This is a genomic window from Ignavibacteriota bacterium (assembly GCA_019637995.1).
Taxonomy (GTDB): Bacteria; Bacteroidota; Ignavibacteria; order Kapaibacteriales; family UBA2268; genus JANJTB01.
The window spans coordinates 781487-803711 of sequence record JAHBUQ010000001.1 but is presented as its reverse complement, the minus strand read 5'-3'; the positions used below and the strand labels follow the sequence as shown (position 1 = coordinate 803711).

At 34.2% G+C, this 22225-nt stretch carries 13 protein-coding genes; 4 read left to right on the top strand and 9 right to left on the bottom strand.

What is annotated here, in order from left to right; all coding sequences use genetic code 11:
• The first annotated feature begins 9 nt into the window (after positions 1 to 9).
• A complete protein-coding gene (locus KF896_03140) occupies positions 10 to 3117 on the top strand; it encodes a DUF4397 domain-containing protein (protein ID MBX3042689.1) in 3108 nt (1035 codons plus the stop codon).
• Positions 3118 to 3273: 156 nt separating this feature from the next.
• Here the strand turns inward: KF896_03140 and KF896_03135 are convergent, their stop codons facing one another.
• Positions 3274 to 3942, bottom strand: a complete 669-nt coding sequence (locus tag KF896_03135; GenBank protein ID MBX3042688.1) for an SOS response-associated peptidase — start codon at positions 3940 to 3942, stop codon at positions 3274 to 3276.
• An 84-nt stretch (positions 3943 to 4026) separates the two neighbouring features.
• On the opposite strand from KF896_03135, the gene KF896_03130 reads away from it, so the two are divergent.
• The gene (locus KF896_03130) at positions 4027 to 6864 is read left to right on the top strand and encodes a S8 family peptidase (protein MBX3042687.1); all 2838 of its coding nucleotides are present in this window, start codon (positions 4027 to 4029) and stop codon (positions 6862 to 6864) included.
• A 74-nt stretch (positions 6865 to 6938) separates the two neighbouring features.
• On the opposite strand, the gene KF896_03125 is transcribed toward KF896_03130, so the two are convergent.
• Entirely contained in the window at positions 6939 to 7829 is an 891-nt protein-coding gene (locus KF896_03125) for a phosphatidate cytidylyltransferase (GenBank protein MBX3042686.1), read from the bottom strand.
• 71 nt (positions 7830 to 7900) lie between these two features.
• Between KF896_03125 and KF896_03120 the strand changes: the two genes are divergently transcribed.
• On the top strand, positions 7901 to 8617 hold the full coding sequence (locus tag KF896_03120; protein MBX3042685.1) for an MtnX-like HAD-IB family phosphatase: 717 nt from the start codon (positions 7901 to 7903) through the stop codon (positions 8615 to 8617).
• Between the two features lie 49 nt (positions 8618 to 8666).
• Here the strand turns inward: KF896_03120 and KF896_03115 are convergent, their stop codons facing one another.
• The 4 genes from KF896_03115 to KF896_03100 are packed head-to-tail and all read right to left on the bottom strand — an operon-like array spanning position 8667 to position 11820.
• Entirely contained in the window at positions 8667 to 9512 is an 846-nt protein-coding gene (locus tag KF896_03115) for a hypothetical protein (GenBank protein ID MBX3042684.1), read from the bottom strand.
• Between the two features lie 6 nt (positions 9513 to 9518).
• Positions 9519 to 10295: a hypothetical protein gene (locus KF896_03110; protein ID MBX3042683.1), complete on the bottom strand. Its 777-nt coding sequence runs from the start codon at positions 10293 to 10295 to the stop codon at positions 9519 to 9521.
• Positions 10292 to 11023 (bottom strand): ABC transporter ATP-binding protein, encoded by a 732-nt coding sequence (locus KF896_03105; protein ID MBX3042682.1) that lies wholly within the window; start codon positions 11021 to 11023, stop codon positions 10292 to 10294. Before KF896_03105 ends, KF896_03110 begins: the two co-directional genes overlap by 4 nt.
• A gap of 5 nt (positions 11024 to 11028) precedes the next feature.
• Complete coding sequence (locus KF896_03100) at positions 11029 to 11820, bottom strand: carbon-nitrogen hydrolase (protein ID MBX3042681.1); 792 nt, start codon at positions 11818 to 11820, stop codon at positions 11029 to 11031.
• 198 nt (positions 11821 to 12018) lie between these two features.
• Here KF896_03100 and KF896_03095 point away from each other — a divergent pair, with 198 nt between their 5' ends.
• On the top strand, positions 12019 to 16989 hold the full coding sequence (locus KF896_03095) for a T9SS type A sorting domain-containing protein (GenBank protein ID MBX3042680.1): 4971 nt from the start codon (positions 12019 to 12021) through the stop codon (positions 16987 to 16989).
• An 82-nt stretch (positions 16990 to 17071) separates the two neighbouring features.
• Here the strand turns inward: KF896_03095 and KF896_03090 are convergent, their stop codons facing one another.
• Genes KF896_03090 through KF896_03080 form a run of 3 tightly spaced genes read right to left on the bottom strand, consistent with a single transcriptional unit; the run spans position 17072 to position 22167 of the window.
• Positions 17072 to 18334, bottom strand: coding sequence for a T9SS type A sorting domain-containing protein (locus KF896_03090; GenBank protein ID MBX3042679.1), 1263 nt, complete (start codon positions 18332 to 18334; stop codon positions 17072 to 17074).
• Between the two features lie 52 nt (positions 18335 to 18386).
• Positions 18387 to 19697 (bottom strand): T9SS type A sorting domain-containing protein, encoded by a 1311-nt coding sequence (locus KF896_03085; GenBank protein ID MBX3042678.1) that lies wholly within the window; start codon positions 19695 to 19697, stop codon positions 18387 to 18389.
• 19 nt (positions 19698 to 19716) lie between these two features.
• Positions 19717 to 22167 (bottom strand): T9SS type A sorting domain-containing protein, encoded by a 2451-nt coding sequence (locus KF896_03080; protein MBX3042677.1) that lies wholly within the window; start codon positions 22165 to 22167, stop codon positions 19717 to 19719.
• Positions 22168 to 22225: the final 58 nt, after the last annotated feature.

Here is a 22225-nt window from a genome sequence, read left to right as displayed (position 1 = left end):
AGGTGATTTATGAGTTTATTTAAATTTCTATTTTTCGGTATGTTCGCAATAACGATGTTGAACACAAAAAGCTTTTCGCAAGAAAATGCACGAGTACAAATTATACACAATGTTGCTGATGCAGCAGCCGCTAACGTTGATGTTTGGTTAAATGAAACCAAACTATTAGAAAATTTTGCATTCAGGACAGCTACACCTTTTATTGATGCACCCGCTGGAGTTGAATTTACTGTTTCCATACAAGCACCCGGCAGTACAAGTCCTGAAAACCCTATATGGTCAGAGAAATACACCTTAGCTGAAGGAGAAACATATATTCTTGTTGCTAATGGTATTGTAAGAGCTTCAGGTTACGAACCTTCAAAACCCTTTGACATTTATGTTTACAATATGGGAAGAGAAGAAGCAAGTACTTCAAGCAATACAGATATACTTGTACACCATGGTTCAACTGATACCCCAACTATTCAAGTAGTTGAAGCTGGTGTTGGTTATGGTAGAATCATTGATAACATTTCTTATGGAGAATTTGAAGGCTATTTTGAATTACCTACTTCAGACAGATACCGTTTAAATCTTTTTGAAGCGGTGAACGGAACTTTTGCAACATATGAAGTTCCTTTGTCTTCCTTGGGTTTAAATGGAGATGCGATAACAGTCGTCGCATCCGGATTTTTTAATCCTGAAAATAATAGTAATGGTGAAGAGCTTAGTTTATGGGTTGCCCTACCAACAGGCGGTGAGCTTATAGAATTACCATTGGTTCCACAGCAAAATGAATTTGCTAAATTACAAATCATACATAATTCCGCAGATGCCGCCGCTGCCAAAGTTGATGTTTGGATAGAAGACATCAGGATAGAAGACTTTGCTTTCCGTACGGCTATTCCATTTGTTGAAGTTACTGCAGGTTTAGCTACCATTGCTATACAACCTACCGGTAGTACAAGCCCTGAAAACCCTATCAAGTCGAAGGAAATTCTATTAGAAGATGGTGAATCTTATGTAATCGTTCTTAATGGTATTGTAAGCCCTGATGGATATAACCCACAAGAAGAGTTTGATATAGATGTATATTCAATGGGCCGCGATGTTGCAATTAGTGAAAATAATACTGACGTTCTCGTTTTCCATGGAGCGTCTGATGCACCAACTGTAGATGTAGTAGAAGTGGGTGCCGGAGCAGGAACAATCGTAGATGATTTGTCATACGGTGAATTCTCAGATTATTTAGAATTACCCACTGCAGATTATGTAATAGAAGTCAGAGATGAGACAGGCGAAGTAACTGTTGCAGCATATTCAGCTCCCCTTAAGACTTTAAATGCAGACGGCGCTGCTATGACAGTATTTGCAAGTGGATTTTTAAATCCTGCGAATAACTCTAATGGTCCTGCTTTTGGTTTATTTGCAGCTCTTGCTGATGGTACTGTAATTGAATTACCGCTAGCCAACGAAGAACCAACTGCTTATGTACAAATTATTCACAATGTAGCGGATGCAGCAGCAGCAAAAGTAGATATATATGTTGATGGTCAGCTTGCATTGGATGATTTTGAATTCCGCCAGGCAACTGAATATTTACCATTTGTTGCAGGTGTTGATTTTACAGTTGCTATTCAGCCGGCAAACAGTACAAGTGCTGAAAACCCATTGGCTGAATTTACTTATAATCTCGAAGCTGATGGTATTTATACAATCATTGCAACAGGAATTGTAAGTGGCGAAGGTTACGAACCTTCTCCCACATTTAATTTAGCTGTTTTTGCAGGCTCAAGAATTGTTGCAGACGACCCATTGAATATTGATGTATTGGTTTACCACGGGTCAACAGACGCTCCGACTGTAGATGTTGTTGAAACTTTAGTAGGTGCAGGAACAGTAATTAATGACCTTTCTTACGGTGAATTCTCAGAATACTTAGAATTACCAAACGCAGATTATGTATTAGAAATCAGAGATGAGACAGGCGAAGTAACTGTTGCAGCCTATGCCGCCCCACTCAAAACTTTGAATGCTCAGGGTGCTGCAATTACAGTATTTGCGAGTGGATTTCTAAATCCTGCGAATAACTCTGATGGTCCTGCTTTTGGTTTATTTGCAGCTCTTGCTGATGGTACTGTAATTGAATTACCGCTAGCCAACGAAGAACCAACTGCTTATGTACAAATTATTCACAATGTAGCGGATGCAGCAGCAGCAAAAGTAGATATATATGTTGATGGTCAGCTTGCATTGGATGATTTTGAATTCCGCCAGGCAACTGAATATTTACCATTTGTCGCCGGAGTTGATTTTACAGTTGCTATTCAGCCTGCAAACAGTACAAGTGCAGAAAATCCTTTGGCTGAATTTACTTATAATCTCGAAGCTGATGGTATTTATACAATCATTGCAACAGGTATTATAAGTGGCGAAGGTTACGAACCTTCTCCTTCATTTAATTTAGCTGTTTTTGCAGGTTCAAGAATTGTTGCAGCCGACCCATTGAATATTGATGTATTGGTTTACCACGGGTCAACAGACGCTCCGACTGTAGATGTCGTGGAAACATTAGTAGGTGCGGGTACAATTATTAATGACCTTTCTTACGGTGAATTCTCAGATTATTTAGAATTGCCAAATGCAGATTATGTATTAGAAATCAGAGATGAGACAGGCGAAGTAACTGTTGCATCATATGCCGCCCCACTCAAAACTTTGAATGCTCAGGGTGCTGCAATTACAGTATTTGCGAGTGGATTTCTAAATCCTGCGAATAACTCTGATGGTCCTGCTTTTGGTTTATTTGCAGCTCTTGCTGATGGTACTGTAATTGAGCTTCCTTCAATACCAACATCAGTAAATAATGAAGCAAAATTTACGAATGCGTCAGTATTCCCTAATCCTGCTAATGATTTAGCTAATATTAATATCAGTCTAAATGTAAGTGCTGAAGTAGTTGTTGATATTGTGGATGTATTCGGTAAGACTATCAGAACAAACAATATAGGCTATAAAAACAGCGGAGAGCAAGTAATATCCCTTGACCTGAGTAATTTATCAAACGGTGTCTATATGCTCAGAATAAAAGCTGGTAATTCATTTGAAAATATAAAAGTTAACGTAATTAAATAATTGAATATTAAGAATATGAATCTTCCGGTATTACTTTTAGGTTGAGATTAATATATGTTTGAATAAAAATACCGGAATAATTATTAAACATTCCAATTCACCGGCGACTTTGAACAGTCGCGGCATAACAGGGGAGCCACAAACTCCTCTGTTTTTTTAAAATAACTCCTGAGATTCATTTGCTTTGTATTTATTTTTGAAATAATCTGGTGGTAATTCAGTTAAGCTCATACTTTCAGACGAATAAGACTCCAAAAATTTTTTTAATATTGTGCTATTAGATGTAACATTCAACCATAAATCTACATGATTTATATTCAGAATAACCGGCATTCTATGATGAATTGTTGACATTAATGAATTTGGTTCAGTAGTGATTATAGTTGCAGATTTTATAATATTTGAATTTTCGTCTTTCCATTCATCCCAAATTCCTGCAAAGAAAAAAAAGCTCTGATTTATAACGTCAATTTTAAAAGGAATTTTTTGTTTAATTCTGTCTGTTTTTTGCCATTCATAAAAGTGAGAAGCCGGAATCAGGCATCTTCTATTTTGGAATGAACTTCTGAATGATGGCTTTTCATCTATAGTTTCAGCTCTTGCATTGAACATTTTGCTTCCAATCGATTTGTCTTTTGCCCATTTTGGAATAAAACCCCAGTTTGCACTTTCAAGAAGTAAATCGCTATTGTCATTAGTGATGATAGAAATATTTTGCATAGGCGAAATATTATCCGAAGCTAAAACATCAGAATTTACAATAATTCCGGGTTTTAGCTTCTCTATGTCTTTGGTTGTAGCTTTTAGAGCAAATCTTCCACACATAATTTAAAATCGAAAAATATTTATGAAATTGTAACCAAATTTAATTAAATTTGTCTATATAAAAAAATAATTTTGAGAAATTCTATGAAATACTTAATTATAATACTCAGTTTTGTAATTTTTGCAAATGTTTTTGCAGATGAAGTTCTTCCTCCAGACCTTAAGAAAGGACGTAGATCATCAGTATTTGCAAATAAAGTAATGGTGCGGCTCAAGGCAGGTTATGATATTTTTAGAAAAGATGATATTCTGATAAAAAATAATACTAAAAGAGTAAATTTTCTTTTGCACCCTTCATCAAGTATAACTTATAATAATAAAATGCTTGAAAAGCTTTCACCAGACTTGCAAACAATAAAAGCTTACAAAGCAGAAGAAAAAATTCTCAGAACATTCATAGTCTATTATGACGGTGAAACCAACCCAGAAGATTATTGCAAACAATTGATGTTATCAAATCCAGCAGTTGAAATTGCAGAACCATATTACGTACCCGAATTTTTGTCTTATTTACCTGATGATACACATATACCAAATCAGGATGCGAATCTCAGGCTGATTAAAGCATACGAAGCTTGGGCAATTGAAAAAGGAAGTCCTGACATTATTATTGGTATAAGTGACAGTGGCACAAACCAAGATCACGAAGATATATCAGGAAATATAGGTATAAACGAAAGTGAAATTCCTGATGATGGCATAGATAATGACGGCAATGGTTATATTGATGATTATGCCGGCTATGATTTCGCATGGCAGACTACAGGTTCAGCATACCCGGGAGATACTTTCAACAATTCTGATACGCATGGACAGCAAGTAGCAGGTATAGCAGGGGCAACAACTGATAATGGAATCGGGATCGCAGGCATTGCTTTTAATTCAAGAATATTTCCACTAAAAATAATTGAAGGGAATACTTTAAAATATGCTTACGAATCAATAATTTATGCAGCTGTACGAGGATTCAAGGTGATAAATTGCAGTTGGGGTGTTGTCAAACCTTTTTCAGATATAGATCAATCAATCATAGATTTTGCAGTAAGCCGTGATGTCTCAATAGTTGCCGCTGCTGGCAATACATCAACTAGAGCAAACAAATATGATTTATTCTACCCATCAGGTTATTATGGCGTTTTAGGTGTTGGCGAAGTTAATTCAAATGACAGACTTGTAGGCTCGAGTTCAATTTCAGCAGGTTCGAGAATCCTGGCACCGGGAGATGGTAATTTTACAACAACTAATTTCGGATATTCAGTTTGTGATGGCGGTACATCTTTTGCTGCTCCTGTAGTAGCAGGTGCAGTAGCTTTGGCTCGCTCGAAATATCCACAGTTAAATGCTTTGCAAGCTTTGGAATTTGTACGCCAATCAGTTGACAAGCATGATAATTTTAGTAATAACGATAAACTTCTTATTCCAGGCAGATTAAATCTCGAAAAAGCTGTAAGCAATGACCCATTCTCAATACCTGCAATACTTCCCCACGCAATTTCTTATTTTGATTCAGAAGGCTTAGAAACTGACAGATTTAAAGCAGGTGATGATATAAGTATAGTTATTAATGCAAAAAATATCCTTGGTAATACCTCAAATTTGAGATTTACTCTGCAAATCGCTTATGACCCCGCATCAAGCATTGTAATTATTGATAGTGTTCAGAATATTGAAGCTATATCTTCAGGTCAGGATATAATATTAGATAAATTCAAACTTCGAATCTCCCAGAATTATTCTGGTTATACAATATTAAGAGTAAATATTACAAGCAATAGCGGCTATAGTGACTTTTTCAAGTTCAACTTTGTACCGGCAAAAGATATCAGCACATTTGCTAACGATGAAATAAAATTTTCTATGAGTGATATCGGTGAATTTGGATATAGTACAAATACTGCAACTGTATCAGGCATTGGATTTGCTTACAGGAATCTAGGAAACCAAATATATCGTAACTCATCGGTGATGCTTTCAGCTTCTCCAAATAAGGTCGTCTATAATGCCAATATCGGCAAGATTTACAACTTTACGGCGATTAAAGGGTTTGTTCCACCAGACAGATATAATGCTGTTTATGAAGATGCTAACGGCGGAAGTAATAGAATAGGAGTCGAAGTGGATCATAAAATCGAATTTCTTACCAGTAATTCAAAAGCTGCTCGTATGGAATTTTCATTGAAGAATAAATCCGGCAATATCATTGAAGATGCCTCCTTCGGGCTTTATATAGACTGGGATATTGGTAGTAATCCCGAAAATAATCGAACTAAATTGCTATTAAATGCAATTCCTGAAGAATTTTCAGCTAATTCTGTAGCAGCTCAGGCAGTTTATGTTGATGATAATTTCCCTTATTTTGGTTCTGCTGCATATAGTGACTTTCCGAATGTTGAAGCCCAATCTGCCGGACTCGATAACTCGATGATAAGTAGTTTCGATAGACCTCAGAGGTATCAGGCTCTTAACAGCGGTAAAAGCATTCAATCTAAGATAGTTTCTGATATGGGTGGATTAACAGGAATCAAATTTCCAGGGGCGTGGGAGCCAGGTGAAACACGGAATTGTGTAATTTGCATCGGAGCAGGAGATAATGAAGATGAATTAAGCAGTGAGCTTAAAAAGTGCCTTACAGGAGTTACATCTGTTAATAAAAATTCGATCGTAAAATCTAATGATGTAATTATTTTTCCAAATCCGGCTCGTGAAGTTCTTTATTTTGAGACAAGCGAACATTTATACAGTGTTGAATATTCATTGATCGATATCTTAGGCAGACAAGTAATTCTACCTGAAAATATAAGAGAATTTTTTCCCGGTGAACGTATTGGGTTAGACTTGAGCAACATAAATTCAGGCATTTATATTCTTAAAATTCTATCTAATAATTCGATTATTCATAAACAAATTCAAATTTTGAAATAATTATTTAGTTTATCAGATTCAATTGGTTTTTCGTAAAATTAAATATCAGTTATATTTTTCATTCTTCTCTTTTTTTAAATAAACGATAATATCAAATAAAAGATTAATATTGCAGGAAAAACAAAAAGAACGCTATCGAAGCGGTCTAATATACCTCCGTGACCGGGAAGTATACTCGAACTGTCCTTAAGTCCTGCGTCACGTTTCAGAAGAGATTCAGCAAGGTCGCCTGCTTGTCCGATTGTACCGGAAATCCCTCCGGTTACTAAAGCAACCCATATTGGCATATCATCAAAGAAGAAAAATGCAAGTATCACAAAAGAAACAATTGCACCGGCAAGACCTGCATAAGCACCTTCTTTGGATTTTTTGGGTGATACAGAAGGTAAAAGTTTGTTTTTACCAAATTTAGTACCAATGAAGTAAGCCGCTGAATCGCAAACCCAAATTGATATAAAAACAAATAATACCAGCCAGCCCCAAGTAATTGATTCAGCAAAATTCATAGTGAAAAATACTGACTCCTGATTAAATATATCTCTCCAGTAAAGAAGTAGAAGATTGAATTCGCGGAGCAGTACAATAGAACTGAATCCAAATCCAACATATATTACTCCGGCGAATGTTCCTGAAATTGAAACTATGGAATATTCAGGACCTGCTTTCAGATTGAAGGAGAATGCTGCAATTATCAAAAAAAGAAATAAAATTAGTAATGAAACCAAAATTATTTCAGGCTTTTTATTGAAAATGAGTGCACTTGAGATGAGTATGGAAAATAATATTAATACATATCCTTTATAATTTGGATTCTTTGAACGGATGAATGATGCAAATTCTGACGCACCCAGCCATACTAAAACCAAAACAAATATTTTAAAAAATATGCCACCCCAAAGAATTAATCCAACAGCAAGTGGAATTCCCACTACTGCAACCAATATTCTTTTTGATAATTCGCTCAATGTTTTTTCCAATTTTTAATTATTGATAACGTTAAGTAATGCAAAATAAGAAATAATTTGATAACTAAAAAATGATTAATGATAAAATGATAAAAATATTTTGTGATTTTGACGGAACTATCACAAATAAAGACTTAGGTGATGAGATTTTTAAGGTATTCGGTGAGTTTGAACCTTATCATACGCAACTTGTTAGCGGTGTTATTAATATCAAAGAGTATTGGCACAGAATAGTACCTACTCTGAATGGCAACTTTCCGGATGATATTAAGAAACTAGCCTTAGAATCAGACGTTGACCCTTATTTTGAAAAATTTTTAAACCTATGTTCAAAATACAAATATGATGCAAAAATTGTAAGCGATGGCTTTTCAATCTATATAGAGCCATTACTTGAGAAATATTCTTTAGCTAGTAATGATATATATTGTAACAAAATTAATTTTTTAGAAAAGCCTAAGCCTGAATTTTATGGTGCGAGCGAATCTTGCAACTGTCTCTCAGCATCGTGCAAAAGAAATGTAGTACTTACTAATTCAAAAGATGAAGAAATCACTGTATTTATTGGTGACGGATACTCTGATTTTTGTGTAGCTGAACATTGTGACATAATTTTTGCGAAGAAAAATTTAGCTGCATATTGTACAAAAAATAGAATCCCATTCTATAATTATAAGACTTTTTTTGACATCATTTCAATTTTCGAAAAAATGCACAAAGGAAAAATCACCTTTAGAAAGCGCCGTCAAGCTGAACTGAAAAGAAAAGTCGCATTTGAAACCGAATAAATAATTACAAAATATCGGTATATTAATTCAATAGCTGGAATATAAATAACTATTTTTCGACATTTATTGTTTCAAGCAAATCAATTACAATATTTCTTGAGAGATCAGCCTCTACCCTACCTATTAAAGAATCCTGAGGTGCGATAATTAAAAAAGATGCTTGATTTGTTTTAGCAAAATTCAATCCACCTGTGCTTATTTTAGTATCAAAATGTTGATTAAATAAAATATCATCATCATAATATTTCTTTAAACGAGCTTTATCCTTCTCTTCATAAGCCATCATAGCACAAATAACGAAGTTCGAATCGAGTAATTCCATATTAGTTGACAAAAGCCATTCATTCATACTAATATTCTGAAAATATGCGTGTGTAAGAATTACAAGTATATACTTTCCACTTTCATTGGCAATTAATTGTGCTTTATCAATATATGGTAAATTAAAATATGGAAAATCAACTGATTTTGCCGCGAAACTCAAAAAATTTGACGCTGTCCATGAGTTATCCAAAAAAGAAACACCACGTCCGTATTTATCAAGCAAGATTGAATAATTTCCATTTGTAACCTGATAACGATTCTCGGCAAGAAGTTTCTCTTCATCATTTTGAAGGTTAAGAATTGCTGGATTAAATTCGGTTTCGATAAAAGAAACGATTGAATCATTGGAAAATAGTGACTTTCCGGCTAATTTATTAACGCCGGAGTATTTATTTGAGACATACAAAAATATTGGCTTTTGATTATTCTCTGCATTCTTAGTAGCTTCTTCAATGGTAACCCAATTTATTTTCCCTGAAGTCGGAAAAAAATACATTACAAATGCAGGTACGAATGCCAAAATAAACACTACAGCTAAATATTTCGAATATTGATTTGAATTTTGTTTCATTTTTAATTAATCTGAACTTGTATCAATTAATAATTTATTTACATTCCAAAAAACAAGAGAACCAAAAAGAGTCAAGGCAGCAAGACCCCATAATATAAATTCAAATGGAAATGAACCACTACTTCCAATAACCTGAGCTGCATCACTGAAACCTGATGGAAAGAAAAAATCCACAAACATGCTACCAACGATGTTATTTTCAAAAAATCCTGCTAAAATTCCTTTGACCACAACATTATCCAAAAACATCCATATTGCAAGTAGAAAAATATTCAAAAAACCTCCTACAAGGCATGAAATCCAAGCCGCAACCGTAATATAAAGCAATGTGTTCAACATTTGAAAAAATATAACACTGATTATTGCTGAAAAGCTGTAATCAAAACTGATTTCAGAGAAAATATCAAACACAGCGAGTGGTAAAGCTCCAAGCAAAATCATTATGAATAATACTGAAATTGTCGCAGATAATAATTTTGATAGCAAAAAATCCTGTCTTGTTACTGCAGCAGTTAGAACTGAACGAGCCCAATGATTTTTTACGTCATTGGAAATTATACCTGATGCAAAAAAGAATACTGAAAATGGAACTAAAATCTTGAAAACTCCAAAAAGCATCTCAGAAAAATCAAGTTTCATCGCCGGAAATGAATCGGCAATATCGAGCCATATTGGAATTAATGTGATTATGCAGGCAATCAGTGTCAAAGCAGAAACTGTTACAATCTTTCCCAGGGTCCAGGTACGCTTTAATTCAATTGAAATTAAGGTCTTGAGAATCATAAGAACCTCCTTTCAGTTTCATATTTTCTAAATGCTTCTTCCATAAACCCGCTCTCAGTTTTAGAAGTATTAATATCTGAAATAATTTGGCCTGACTGTATAAACAGAACTCTGTCACAAATTTTTTCTACTTCGGTCAGGTGATGAGAGCTAAAGATTATAGTAGCACCTGTTTTCTTATAATTCATAATAAAATCACGTAACTCAAACACAGACGGAGGGTCGAGTGCCGCTGTCGGCTCATCGAAAATTAATAACTTCGGATTGACAACAAAAGCAGCTACAAGCTCAGCTTTTTGTCGCATACCTTTAGAAAGAGCCGATAAATTTTTGTCAGCGGATGATTGCAGATTAAAATATCTTAGCAGTTCCATAATCTTATCGTCGAAATTGAAAAGCTCTCGAATTTCGCAATGAAATTTTAAGTAGCTGAATAAAGTCATATATTTGCTGCGGAATTGCAAATCAGATTGATAACCTATCAAATTCCTGACACTAAGTTCAGTAGTTGGTTTTCCAAGGAAAGATACTGTGCCGCTGTCGGGCTTGTCAAATCCCATTATTATGCGAATGAGAGTAGTCTTGCCTGCACCATTTGGACCAATAAGTCCTGTTATTTCACTGTTTGATAACTCAAAACATACATTGTCAAGTGCTTTGGTTTCTCCTTTCGTGCCCTTGGAGTAAATCTTTGTGAGATTGTTAACACTTAAAATTGTTTCTTTCATAAAATTTATATATAAAAATTTGGACGTCTGTCTGTAAAAATATCGTTATATTCGTTGAATGATTTATCCCTTGTCATTTCGGGAAATATTTCTGCTGTAATCACTTCTTCGCTGTCAAATCCGGCTTTAGAAATGGTGCTGCCGTCAAAACCGTGTATAACAGAACCACCGTTAAATTCAAGTTCGTTACCATTTCGGTTTTCGATTCCTGTTCGGTTAGCGACAGCAAGATAAACTTTATTTTCAAGTGCCCTAGATGGTGTTGAAATATGCCATACTTTAGTAACTAAATTTGAAGGACATAAAATCAAATCAGCTCCCTTTAGAGCAAGTGTTCTTGATGCCTCCGGGAATCTCCAGTCATAGCAAATCATTGGACCGATGTTAATTTCGGAATCAGGATAATTAACAACAAAAAATCCTTTTTCACTCTCATCAAAAACAAATCTTTCTCTAAAAAAGAGATGTACTTTATGATAAGTTGTTGAATAATCTGAATTTGGAAATAACAAACAACAAGAATTATGTAACCTGTCAGACGACTTTTCTGCAAAGCCTGTACAAATTATTTTGTTCAATTTAGTTGAAATTTCCTGCAATTTGCCTGTATATCCTTTCAGATATTCCTCCGACAAGTCCATAGCTTCATCTCTGCCGGAAAAGTCATACCCTGAGAATGCAAGTTCCGGAAATAGCAGAATATCACTCTCAATAGATTCTGAGTAAGAAGCAATCTTATGGAAATTTCCTTCCAAATCTCCAAACTCTGGTTTAAATTGAATTACAGATATTTTCATAGATAAATCAAAATTGTATCATAATAGTAAACAAAAATCATCAAAAAAAATGAATATACAAAATTATTATTTTAAATGTCACGACTACAATTTATTTATTTAATATAAGTCATAGTTTTATGTAAATTCATCAATGCGAGTTGAGATTTGGGACCTCGTTACAAACTTAGAAAAATATTGTTAACGGTAGGATTTTATTTGCTGTCATTTGTAATTCTATCCTTTAATTCATATTCAGCAAGCCAATGTGATTCCCTGAAAGCATGTATCGGCAATGCCCTCACATTATCAGTCACTTCCGGAAACGCAGCAGAGTATGTAGATGTTAATTCATCTGTTTCCTTATTTTCCTATACAAATGAATTAACCGTTGAATTTTGGTTCAAACCTGAGCGCCAATCAGGAAAAACACAGTTTGTGGCAGGTATTTGGGGACCTGCCGAAGATGCTAATGATGTCTGGGCAATATATATATCACCTGATGATAACCTTATTTTTGAACTCAATCATCCAAATTTCAGTTTTAAAAGTAGTGATAATACAATAGTCGGCACTCCAATTTCTGCATTTTATTCGAATTGGGTACACGGTGCTTTTGTTTTCAATGGAAGCAATAACACTGCAACTATATATATAAATGGTTCAACAGCAGCTACTGCATCAAATACAAATTTTCCTCTTAGTGTACTTAAAAAGCCTGAAAGAGCTGATTTGTCACTTCAAATAGGCTCGACTAATGCTCTTTGGAACGAGCCGAATAATAACCGTACTTTTTTAGGACAAATAGATGAATTCAGAATCTGGCATCGTGTACGTACAGCTGCAGAAATATATTGTGGTAAAGATATGTCGCTTGAAGGAAATGAATCCGGACTTATCTTATACCATAGATATAATCAAAACCCAACAATATTTAATCTCTGCGATGCAACTGATTTTGGTAATAATGGTATTGCAAGAAGCAATGCAGCTTGTCGACAGTCGAACAGGTCATTCAAAAGAACTGTATTAATCGAACCTGATATTAGCGTATTGAGGGATACTTTAAAATGTGAAAACACTAAAGAATGGAAGTTCAAAGTCAGAGATACCTCTTCATGTTCAAAAACATTATTTGTACGGGTCATCGGAGATGGTAATCAATTTTTTAAAGTTACGCCTAACCGCTTTAACAATACGAACCAAAATCAGGAATATGAATTTACAGTGAGCTTTGATGGAGAATTAATTGGCAATATAGCTCCAACTCTTCAGATTTATTCACTCAATCGTTGTCGAGATTTAATTAATATTCCTGTTCGTCTGACAAGAGGATCTGAGCTATCATACAGCAAAGATTCTCTGGGATTTGATATGCTGAAAGCGATGTGCCGCGAAACTCCTTTTATTGACTCAGTTATTACAATTTGTAATACAACAACTAACAAAACATTAAGAATCAATTCATTAATATCATCAATCCCGGAAATATTTCAAGTAATCTCCCCTTCTGTTCCTTTTGATATTCAACCAGGTGATTGCCGTGATGTTACTATCAGGTTCAGGTCAAAAGATACAACTGAATTATACAAAGGTAAACTAACAATTTTATCGAATGATGAATGTAATTCTATAGTAGAGATAGACTTAGTTGGAAAAGTACAGGAAGTTATTGGAATTTATCAAACAAATGGGATTGACAGACTTCCTCCCTTGGATTTTGGAACAGTTTGCGTTAATTTCGCCTCAGATGCCATTCAGTATATGTGGGCTAATTTGTTGATTGGTGAAAAAATTACTGTCGATACCATAATATTTCCTGATGGTTTTACGGGAGTTCCATTCAGATATCCTGTAACTTTAGACCCTGAAACAGGTTATCTTCCGGATTTTTTCAGGTTTTATCCCACTCGAAAAGGTATTTATAATGATTCAATAATATTTGTAGTTCGCTCTGGGGGATGCACTATTCATAAAGCTATTTATGTAAGAGGAGTTGGCTATGAAGCTGAGCTCGAATTTATACTTCCGGAGATTGACTTTGGCTCTATACCTGTAGGGCAATCACGTACAGTTGATGTGGAAGTAAGAAATAAGAGTAGTGACCCGATAAGGGTTTCATTCTATGTAAAAGAAGGAAGCGGATTTTTCCTTACAGGATCACGTACGATAAATATTCCACCAAACGGAGTAGGCAAAGTTCCACTGACATTTAATCCATCGCAGGCAAAAGAATATTTTGATGAAGTATGCTTCTTTGAGACTCGTTGCTATAATTCCGGCTGTATTCCTGTAAAAGGAAACGCATATATTGAAAGATTCAGTTACGAACCTGATGTATTAAGAATTAACGACGTAATTGGTTGTCAAACAGGTAGAGGCACAATTAAATTTAAAAACGAGAGCTCAGGCATTTTGAATATGAATGAATTTTTCTTCGCTGATACTTCAGGGAGATTTAAACTTATTAATCCTTCAACTTTACCAACAGCAATGACTTTAAATCCTGATCAGACATTTGATTTTGAAGTAGAATACAGCCCTAATGATGTAACCCGCGACAGAGTTGACAGAGCATTTATCTACTTTAAAACTTCTGACGGAATTGAATGGAACCTAAAGATAATCGGGACCTCGCAGTCTCCAAAAATATTTGTTACTCAAGAGTCAGCTTTTGGTCAGCTTGAAGTTGGTGATACTCGTCGCAGAGTAATTATGATTGAAAATATCTCATTATTTGATATTAAGATTGACAGCATTATTTCCGGACAGGATTTTAATATTATTTACCCTCAGAATTTTACCGGAGCTATAATTAATCCACGCGATACAATTCGGGTAACAATTGAATTTGCTCCTACTCAGGACAAATTTTACAATGAAAAAATCAGAGTTTACTCATCATCACCATGCCCTGTTCAGTTCAGCGGAGATATGTCAGGACGAGGATTAATTGTTCCGCTCGATATACCTGTTTCAGTACTTAGTTTTGGTTATATCAAGCCTTGCGGATGCTCTGAACGTCGAATTCAATTGATAAATGAATCGGCTAAATTCGATATGATAATAGACAGTATTTATATTGATGGTGCCAATATTGTAAATGCTTATCCTGAGCTATACACATGGAATTCTGATATTATGACTAAAAGTGCAGTCAATTTGCCCTACAGCATACCGCCCTCAACAAGAGACACATTAAGAATCAATTATTGCCCGGGTGGTGTTTTCGACCGTGACAGTATAAATCATGAAGCAAGAATTTGGATAAAAGCTCATGGTAATGGTTGGGACAGATTATATAACGTATATCTTGCCGGTAAGATGGAACTTCTATTTGAATCAGACAATCATTATCTTGACTTTCCACCAACAAGAGTTGATACTTTTGCTTCTCCACGTTTTACAAAAATTAAAATTCCACCTATAGAGTTTAATCAAAATCAGGAAACAGTTGTAATTGATTCAATCACATTTATGCCAAATGAAAGAGTATTTTCGGCTTCAATAAATGGATTTACTGATTTTCCTGTGGAATTGCAAAGAGAAGATTCTTTAGTAATTCAGATTGATTTCAAACCTCGGGCTGTAAGAGAATATAGGGCAAAAATGGTAATTCACTACAGTAAACCATGTAACTCTGCTGATACTACCATTTTGGTTTACGGCTCAGGATATGCACCGGCATTCGGTCTTTCTTTCAATTTCGACAATCTGAGAATTGAGCCAGATACACTACGTTTTATTTCCTGCGACACACTTTATGTACCGGTTTATTCATCTCGTAAATTTCCTGCTGATGTTGTTGATATTAAACTTCGTTTAGGATATGACACTACCAAACTTAATTTTGCTGGCTACGAATCGCCATATCTAAGAGATACCTGCAAACCACACATTCCTTCTATCAGTCATCAGCTGTCGCAATATGGCGGAAGTGAATTTTTACTCAAAAATTTCTGTTCAGTTGATTCAATCAGACCAATAATGTATGCTAAATATACATCTAAGTTTGGTTTACGTGATACTTTCAATATTTCAATAGATTCAATATCGTTTGATACTGAAGAAGTTATTTTATTCAATATTGTAGCTGCCAATGATTACGGAACCGTTATAATTTTACAGCCTGAAATTAAAATTACTTCAGGTGCTGATTTCGACAGTGTACAGGTTTTAGATTGTGTGACAAGACTTATATCAATAGTTAATATTGGCGATGTATCACTGGAAGTAAATGATTTGATTGACCTTCCCGATGATGTGAAAATAGTAAACATGACACCTGTTGCAGGAACCTATATAGAAGTAGGTGACTCGGCAGTAATCGAAATTGAGTTTTGCCCAAGAAGAAGCGGTGAAAGATATTCACTTGCAAAGGCTCTCAGTTTTGAGCCTTGTGATGTCACTGATACGGTATCTGTAGAAGGTATTGGTTACGCACCTGAATTCCCTGTAAGAATGGATATATCTTATAATTTTGATACACCCGATACATTGAATTATTTCCTTGGCGATACTGTTATTGTATCAATTTTTAATGAAAACGATTTTTCAGCCATCAGAAACAATATTGAATATCATATTATGGGATTATCCTTCGATGTTTACTTCGTATATAATCCAAGGACACTCAAACTACTTTCGACTTCCAATCGAATTGGCGGAGAAATGATTACAGGGTATCAACATGGATTGATAAGACTATCATTTATAGGTATTAATGCTCTGAAAAGAGGTGAAATTGCCGACCTTAAGTTTCTTTCTGTAGTACCGGATAGTATTTTTAGTACTTTTGATATTTTTCCGGCTGATTTCAGCACTGACTCAATAATGTTTTTAGATTTGATTCCTGTACCACTTTTTGGTTATTGCAATTCAGGAGGCAGATGCAACCTGACTTATCTTAAGTTTACTGACAACAATCATAATCTTGACCAGAATTTCCCAAATCCTTGGAACGATTATACCGATATAAGATTCTCAATAATGGAGCGCGTGCCTGTATATCTTGAAATTTACAACACAACGGGCGAAAGAGTTATGACTCTTCTTGATGGAACTCAAGTAATGTCGCCAGGAGAATACTCAGTAAGACTACCTTCAGATGGTCTGAATTCAGGGGTTTATTTCTATACAATCAGAGCCGGAATTTTTGCTGAGACCAAGAAAATGATACTTGTAAAGTAGGAAAAATATCAAAGAAAACAATAGGCAATTGTGCCACACTTCGCAAGTGTGGCACTTTTCAACAATGGAGCAAGCTCCATTGCTACAATTGCTTCACAAACTTCTCGACAATGGAGCAAGCTCCATTGCTGCAAATAATTCTGATGAAATACACTCCCGTCGGCAGATGCGATACGTCAATTTTCTGTGTGGACAGGTCAAGCCCTATCCCTACAGATAAAACTTCCAGCCCAAGCATATCAAATATTTGCACTTTATCAACCAACCCATCAACCCTGCGGTTAACCGTAGGGTTGATTTCAGGGATAGAAATTGTAATATAATCACTTGCGGGATTCGGATAAACTGATATTTGATTATTATTTACAGGTATGTCCGCTACGCTTGTTTCTATGTCGCTTAATTTTGCTCTGAAAATACCTTTAGGTGAACCATATGATGTACCGGCAAAAATATATCCATTACCAATTGCTAATGTTTGAATACGACTTGTTGTAATATCATTATCAATTCTTTTCCAACTATCACCGCTATTGGTGCTCATAAAAATCTTGCCATCATATGTACCAGCAAATAAATATTTATCATTCAATGCTAATGATAAAATACGAAAATCTGTAATACCAATATTTATAGATTCCCAACTTTCTCCATTATTTGTACTTTTGAATACTCCTCCTAGTGTACCAGCATAAAGATTTGTACCATTTGTAACTATAGTTCTAATAGAAAGGTTTGATAAACCACTATTTACTTCGTTCCAACCTTCTCCTTTATTTGTACTAAGGTAAATCCCAAAGCTATTATTACTACCAATTCCAGTTACACTAATAAAAATATTGGTATCCTTCATACAAATTGAAAAAATTATTCGTTCAGGTAATCCATTATTAATTGGATACCATGACTGACCCAAATTTGTACTCACAAATATACCTCTTCCCGGTGTACCGACAAATACATTTGTACCTTCAGCAACGACTGACCAAACCGAACCACTTGGATTTAGTGAGTCCAATCCGGTATTTAATGATTTCCATTCAACGCCATAATTAGTGCTCAAAAATACACCTTCACCAAATGTACCAGCATAAATATTAGAATCACTTACACTTAAGGAAGAAACAAACGGAAATGGAAAACCATTATCTAATATTTTCCATTTATTACCATTATCTGTACTTAATTGGACTCCACGACCTTCTGTACCAACGAAAATATCTCCATTTGTTTTTATAATTATTGAATAAATATCATCACCAAAAGGTATTCTTTCCCATTCTGCTGTAAGTTTTATTGTTAATGTTACATTGGCCATTATGAATAAAAATATAATTTTTTTCATCTTAATTTTCTCCTGTTATAGCCCTACTTTTATGGAGTGGGGCTATTGATAATTATTTACTAATAATGAATGAATCATTCAACAAAAGTTGGTTTTCATTTTTGTCAATAATATTGATAAAATAAACACCATTTGATAGTGAAGTAGGAAGTTGTATGTTGAGTTCATTACTTTTAGCAACCAAATAAGCAGTATGTAGCTTTAGAGAATTGATGTCATAAATATTTATTATGACTGATTTATTTTCCAATATTGGACTTTTGATACGAATAAAACTCTGACTTGGATTTGGGTAAATACTCGTTAAATTTTCTAACTTGTAAGTAGCATCTTCTAGACTTGTACCAAATTGATACTTAAGCAATTTCGTACTCTTACCGCCAAGCCAACAATCACCAATATTAGTGAAGTGAATAGTGTTTAAATCAAATTCGATTGAATTCTGGAATATTTGATAATCAAATGTATGTAAATCTAATTTTGCAACCAATCCTAATTTCCCACAAAAGTAAATTTCATTTTGATTTCTAAGAACCGCATCGTTGATTTCATAAGAACTCAGTTCTATAGTATTCCAGTTTTTACCGAAATCTAAGGAATAATGAATCCCTTTTTTTGTAATGATATAATAATCATTTTCGTTGTTTATCAGAAGCTTAACAATTCCATCGTTTTCATCAAACTTAAAATGACTTAGAGTGCTTTCAAGTACCCATTCAGAGCCATCAATTGTAGATAAAATGTTAATTTCATTCTGTTTGTTGACTGCTACAATGTAATTCTTATCGTTGTGAAAAACTCCGCATTGTGCCTCGTATTCATCATTAAATCCTTCTGTTGTTTCCACCCAATTTTCATAAGAGAAAGTCATCATTTTAGGTTTAGCAACACTTATTCCATAACCTGATGTATTGATGTTGGAATAAACAACTTCAGCATCTGAATATCCCTGATACGGAATTGCATCATAAGCATAAGCTTTGAATTTCTTGCCATCAACATTTTTTGTAGTGTCCTTGAATAACTTATAATAAACTCGTCTTCTTTCAGCTTTAGGGAAAGTAAAAGGGTTAAAATCAATTCCATAAAATACAATTTCAGATTGACTTTTTCCGGATACACCCCCTAAGAGAGTATTCCAATCAGTAAAATTAATGAGTGATATATTAGATAAATCTTCTGGAAATAAGTGGTATATATTACCATCTGTGTGTAATATTAGCTGCCCATTATCAAATGAATTAATGTGGTAAATTACTGATATATCAAATCCTGCCCAATTTGGTTCAATAATACGCCAGTTATCCTGACTAAAACTTTTTGATGTCATCAGTATGATCACAAATAAATAAAATATTTTCATAACAAACTCCTGTTATAGATTAACGTTTAAGAATTACTGAATTGCTCATTAAGTTATTGCCTGAAATTTTATCAGTAATTTTTATAAAGTAAGTACCATTTGTTAAATGCTGTGGTATCGAAAAAGTAACAAGATTGTTGTTTGCTTTAAGATTTACAACAAATATTGTATTTGACAATAAGTCAAATAGTTCGATTGTCAAATCTGTACTACCAAATAATGAGGACTTGATGTTTATTAATCCGTTATTAGGATTCGGGTATATCAAAGGTTTAGTGTTTTGTTCTTCAAATCCAAATAGACTTCTCTTACCTGGAGTCGTCCTTATATAGGGATTGTATGAATCACCACCATGTAACTTGAAACTTGATATTTTGTAGTTATTGGGAATTCGATTATCTATAACATAAGAATAATCCTGCTCTGTAAAACTGACAAAATTTTGCAACACCCAGTCTAAACCATCTGAAACATAGATGTTAACACCTGTTTCTCTATTACGAAAATCAAATGATGTAGTAGAAAATGCTTTGATTGAATTTTCATAATACACTATTGAACCAAGTCCAATATTATCAGGATAAGCACGGGTTTCAAATTCTAAAACCAAATCTGTATCCTCCACAAAAGACGATAAGTTTATCTGTGGTGATCTTATAGCGATATCAGAAGATAATGGTAATACATTATCACCAAACTCCATAAAATCATATATTTTTTGAATGGATTCTTGTAATTCGTTGTCGGTATCAGCAGCAAATGATTTGAATAAATCATTGAAACCTTTCGGTATTGATTTATCGGAAACTGTTAATGTCTCGTAATTAAGGTTGTAATGTACAAAACAATCAAACACTGTTTTTCCTAAACCTTGCACATCATCATTATCATACCCTCTATATCTAAAACTTTTAAAATCCCCTTCATCAAAACTATCATAAAGATTGCCGAGATAAGCTGCAAATCGACATCTGTTATATGCATTCAAGTTATTAAAAGTAACTTGACTACAATTTCCAAATCGCTCCCAAATTTCTAACCCGCCATCATCATCAAGTTCATGAGAAGTAAACGGTCCCATTTCAGTATCATCGATATGATTTCGGTAGTCCCCATATTTGTTCTCTTGCCAATCAATAAATACATTAGCGAAAAACATTGCCCATCCTTCATAAATTTCTGAGCTACCTCTAAATGTTAAAAAGTCATGATAATAATGAGCCCATTCATGAGCCATCAAGTTTGCAGTTGGTAATGACCTTCTAACATTATTACGATGTACGATATTTATCGACTTTGTAAATCCATTGAAATGGTTTTTATCAGATGGATGATATTTTTCATTAATAACAACTTGATTAGGAATATTTTCAGCCATTTGAATTGAGTTGTTTTCATCAATTTCCAGTCTTTCAATTAAGAATTTTCTTGCTAAAGTCGTGTGTCTGAAAATAGCTCCTTCTTCATCATTCGAACCAAATGACCCGAAATATCTTTTTCCAAGATGCCATGTGTAGTTTGCAGTTGACGAAAATTGATTATTTAAGTCAGGATTTATTCTTATTTGAAATACTTTTAATTCATCAGAATCTCTGTCAGGATTGACAATATTATGTATCAAATGATGTTTATTCATAGAATTTAATAAAACAGCTTCATTTTCCTTGCCTACAAAAAGTCCAATTTTCCAATTTGCTGAAGGGTCAGATAAAATCAGAGAATCTAAAAGATAGTCAAATGCAAATCCGAATCCACCTTGCTCGTTACATCTTGCAAAATGAACCCCTTCAATAGGTTTTCCATTATGATAAGGCACAGGATGATATAATGAAACATGTAAATTTGACTTGTAGAAAAAAAGCCAGACATTAGTTAATGCACCTTTTTCTCGTGCTTCATTTGGAGCGAATGGTTCATAATAATCATGAAATAATATTTTTCCGTTAACATTTACATTTCTTCTAACAGGTGAAAGTTCTTCAGTACCTACATTTAAAACAAGCTGTCCGAAGTATAAATTTTGGCATACAATATCTTGATTTGGTATAAAATTCTTACAAATCATTAAATACGATATATCGGGTGTACCAATATCAATTTCATAATGTGGTGATTCATCCATACCGGAAAAATTTTGAGGGAATCTTACATAGCTATCATTGGGTATAATAGCTACAGCAGCTTTAATATAGGTAGTACCTGAATCACTTGCAATTAAGTAAAAAGTAAGGCTTTCGATACTATCCTTTTCCACACTTATGTTCTGTGAATATTGGAAGTTTCTCGTAGTATCGTTAAGTAATCTGATTCCACCAAATATTGGCAAAGAAACCATAACATCACAATCAATTATAGCTCTGAAATCCAATAATACAGCAATAGTATCACCAATGCTTACGCTATCACCTGTAAGCACCTGAAAATCTGTAATCTCAATCATTTTCTCAGGTACAGGTATGTCGGAATACATTTTATTGCCTCCTAAAGTTATTATTATACCAAGTATAATTGTGGCAATAAAAAATCTA

Bases quoted from the DNA above. Each gene is read 5' to 3' on its own strand.
- KF896_03115 (MBX3042684.1), bottom strand. From the start codon at position 9,512: ATGAAACAAAATTCAAATCAATATTCGAAATATTTAGCTGTAGTGTTT.
- KF896_03090 (MBX3042679.1), bottom strand. From the start codon at position 18,334: ATGAAAAAAATTATATTTTTATTCATAATGGCCAATGTAACATTAACA.
- KF896_03080 (MBX3042677.1), bottom strand. From the start codon at position 22,167: ATGTATTCCGACATACCTGTACCTGAGAAAATGATTGAGATTACAGAT.
- KF896_03130 (MBX3042687.1), top strand. From the start codon at position 4,027: ATGAAATACTTAATTATAATACTCAGTTTTGTAATTTTTGCAAATGTT.
- KF896_03105 (MBX3042682.1), bottom strand. From the start codon at position 11,023: ATGAAAGAAACAATTTTAAGTGTTAACAATCTCACAAAGATTTACTCC.
- KF896_03085 (MBX3042678.1), bottom strand. From the start codon at position 19,697: ATGAAAATATTTTATTTATTTGTGATCATACTGATGACATCAAAAAGT.
- KF896_03100 (MBX3042681.1), bottom strand. From the start codon at position 11,820: ATGAAAATATCTGTAATTCAATTTAAACCAGAGTTTGGAGATTTGGAA.
- KF896_03135 (MBX3042688.1), bottom strand. From the start codon at position 3,942: ATGTGTGGAAGATTTGCTCTAAAAGCTACAACCAAAGACATAGAGAAG.
- KF896_03110 (MBX3042683.1), bottom strand. From the start codon at position 10,295: ATGATTCTCAAGACCTTAATTTCAATTGAATTAAAGCGTACCTGGACC.
- KF896_03140 (MBX3042689.1), top strand. From the start codon at position 10: ATGAGTTTATTTAAATTTCTATTTTTCGGTATGTTCGCAATAACGATG.
- KF896_03120 (MBX3042685.1), top strand. From the start codon at position 7,901: ATGATTAATGATAAAATGATAAAAATATTTTGTGATTTTGACGGAACT.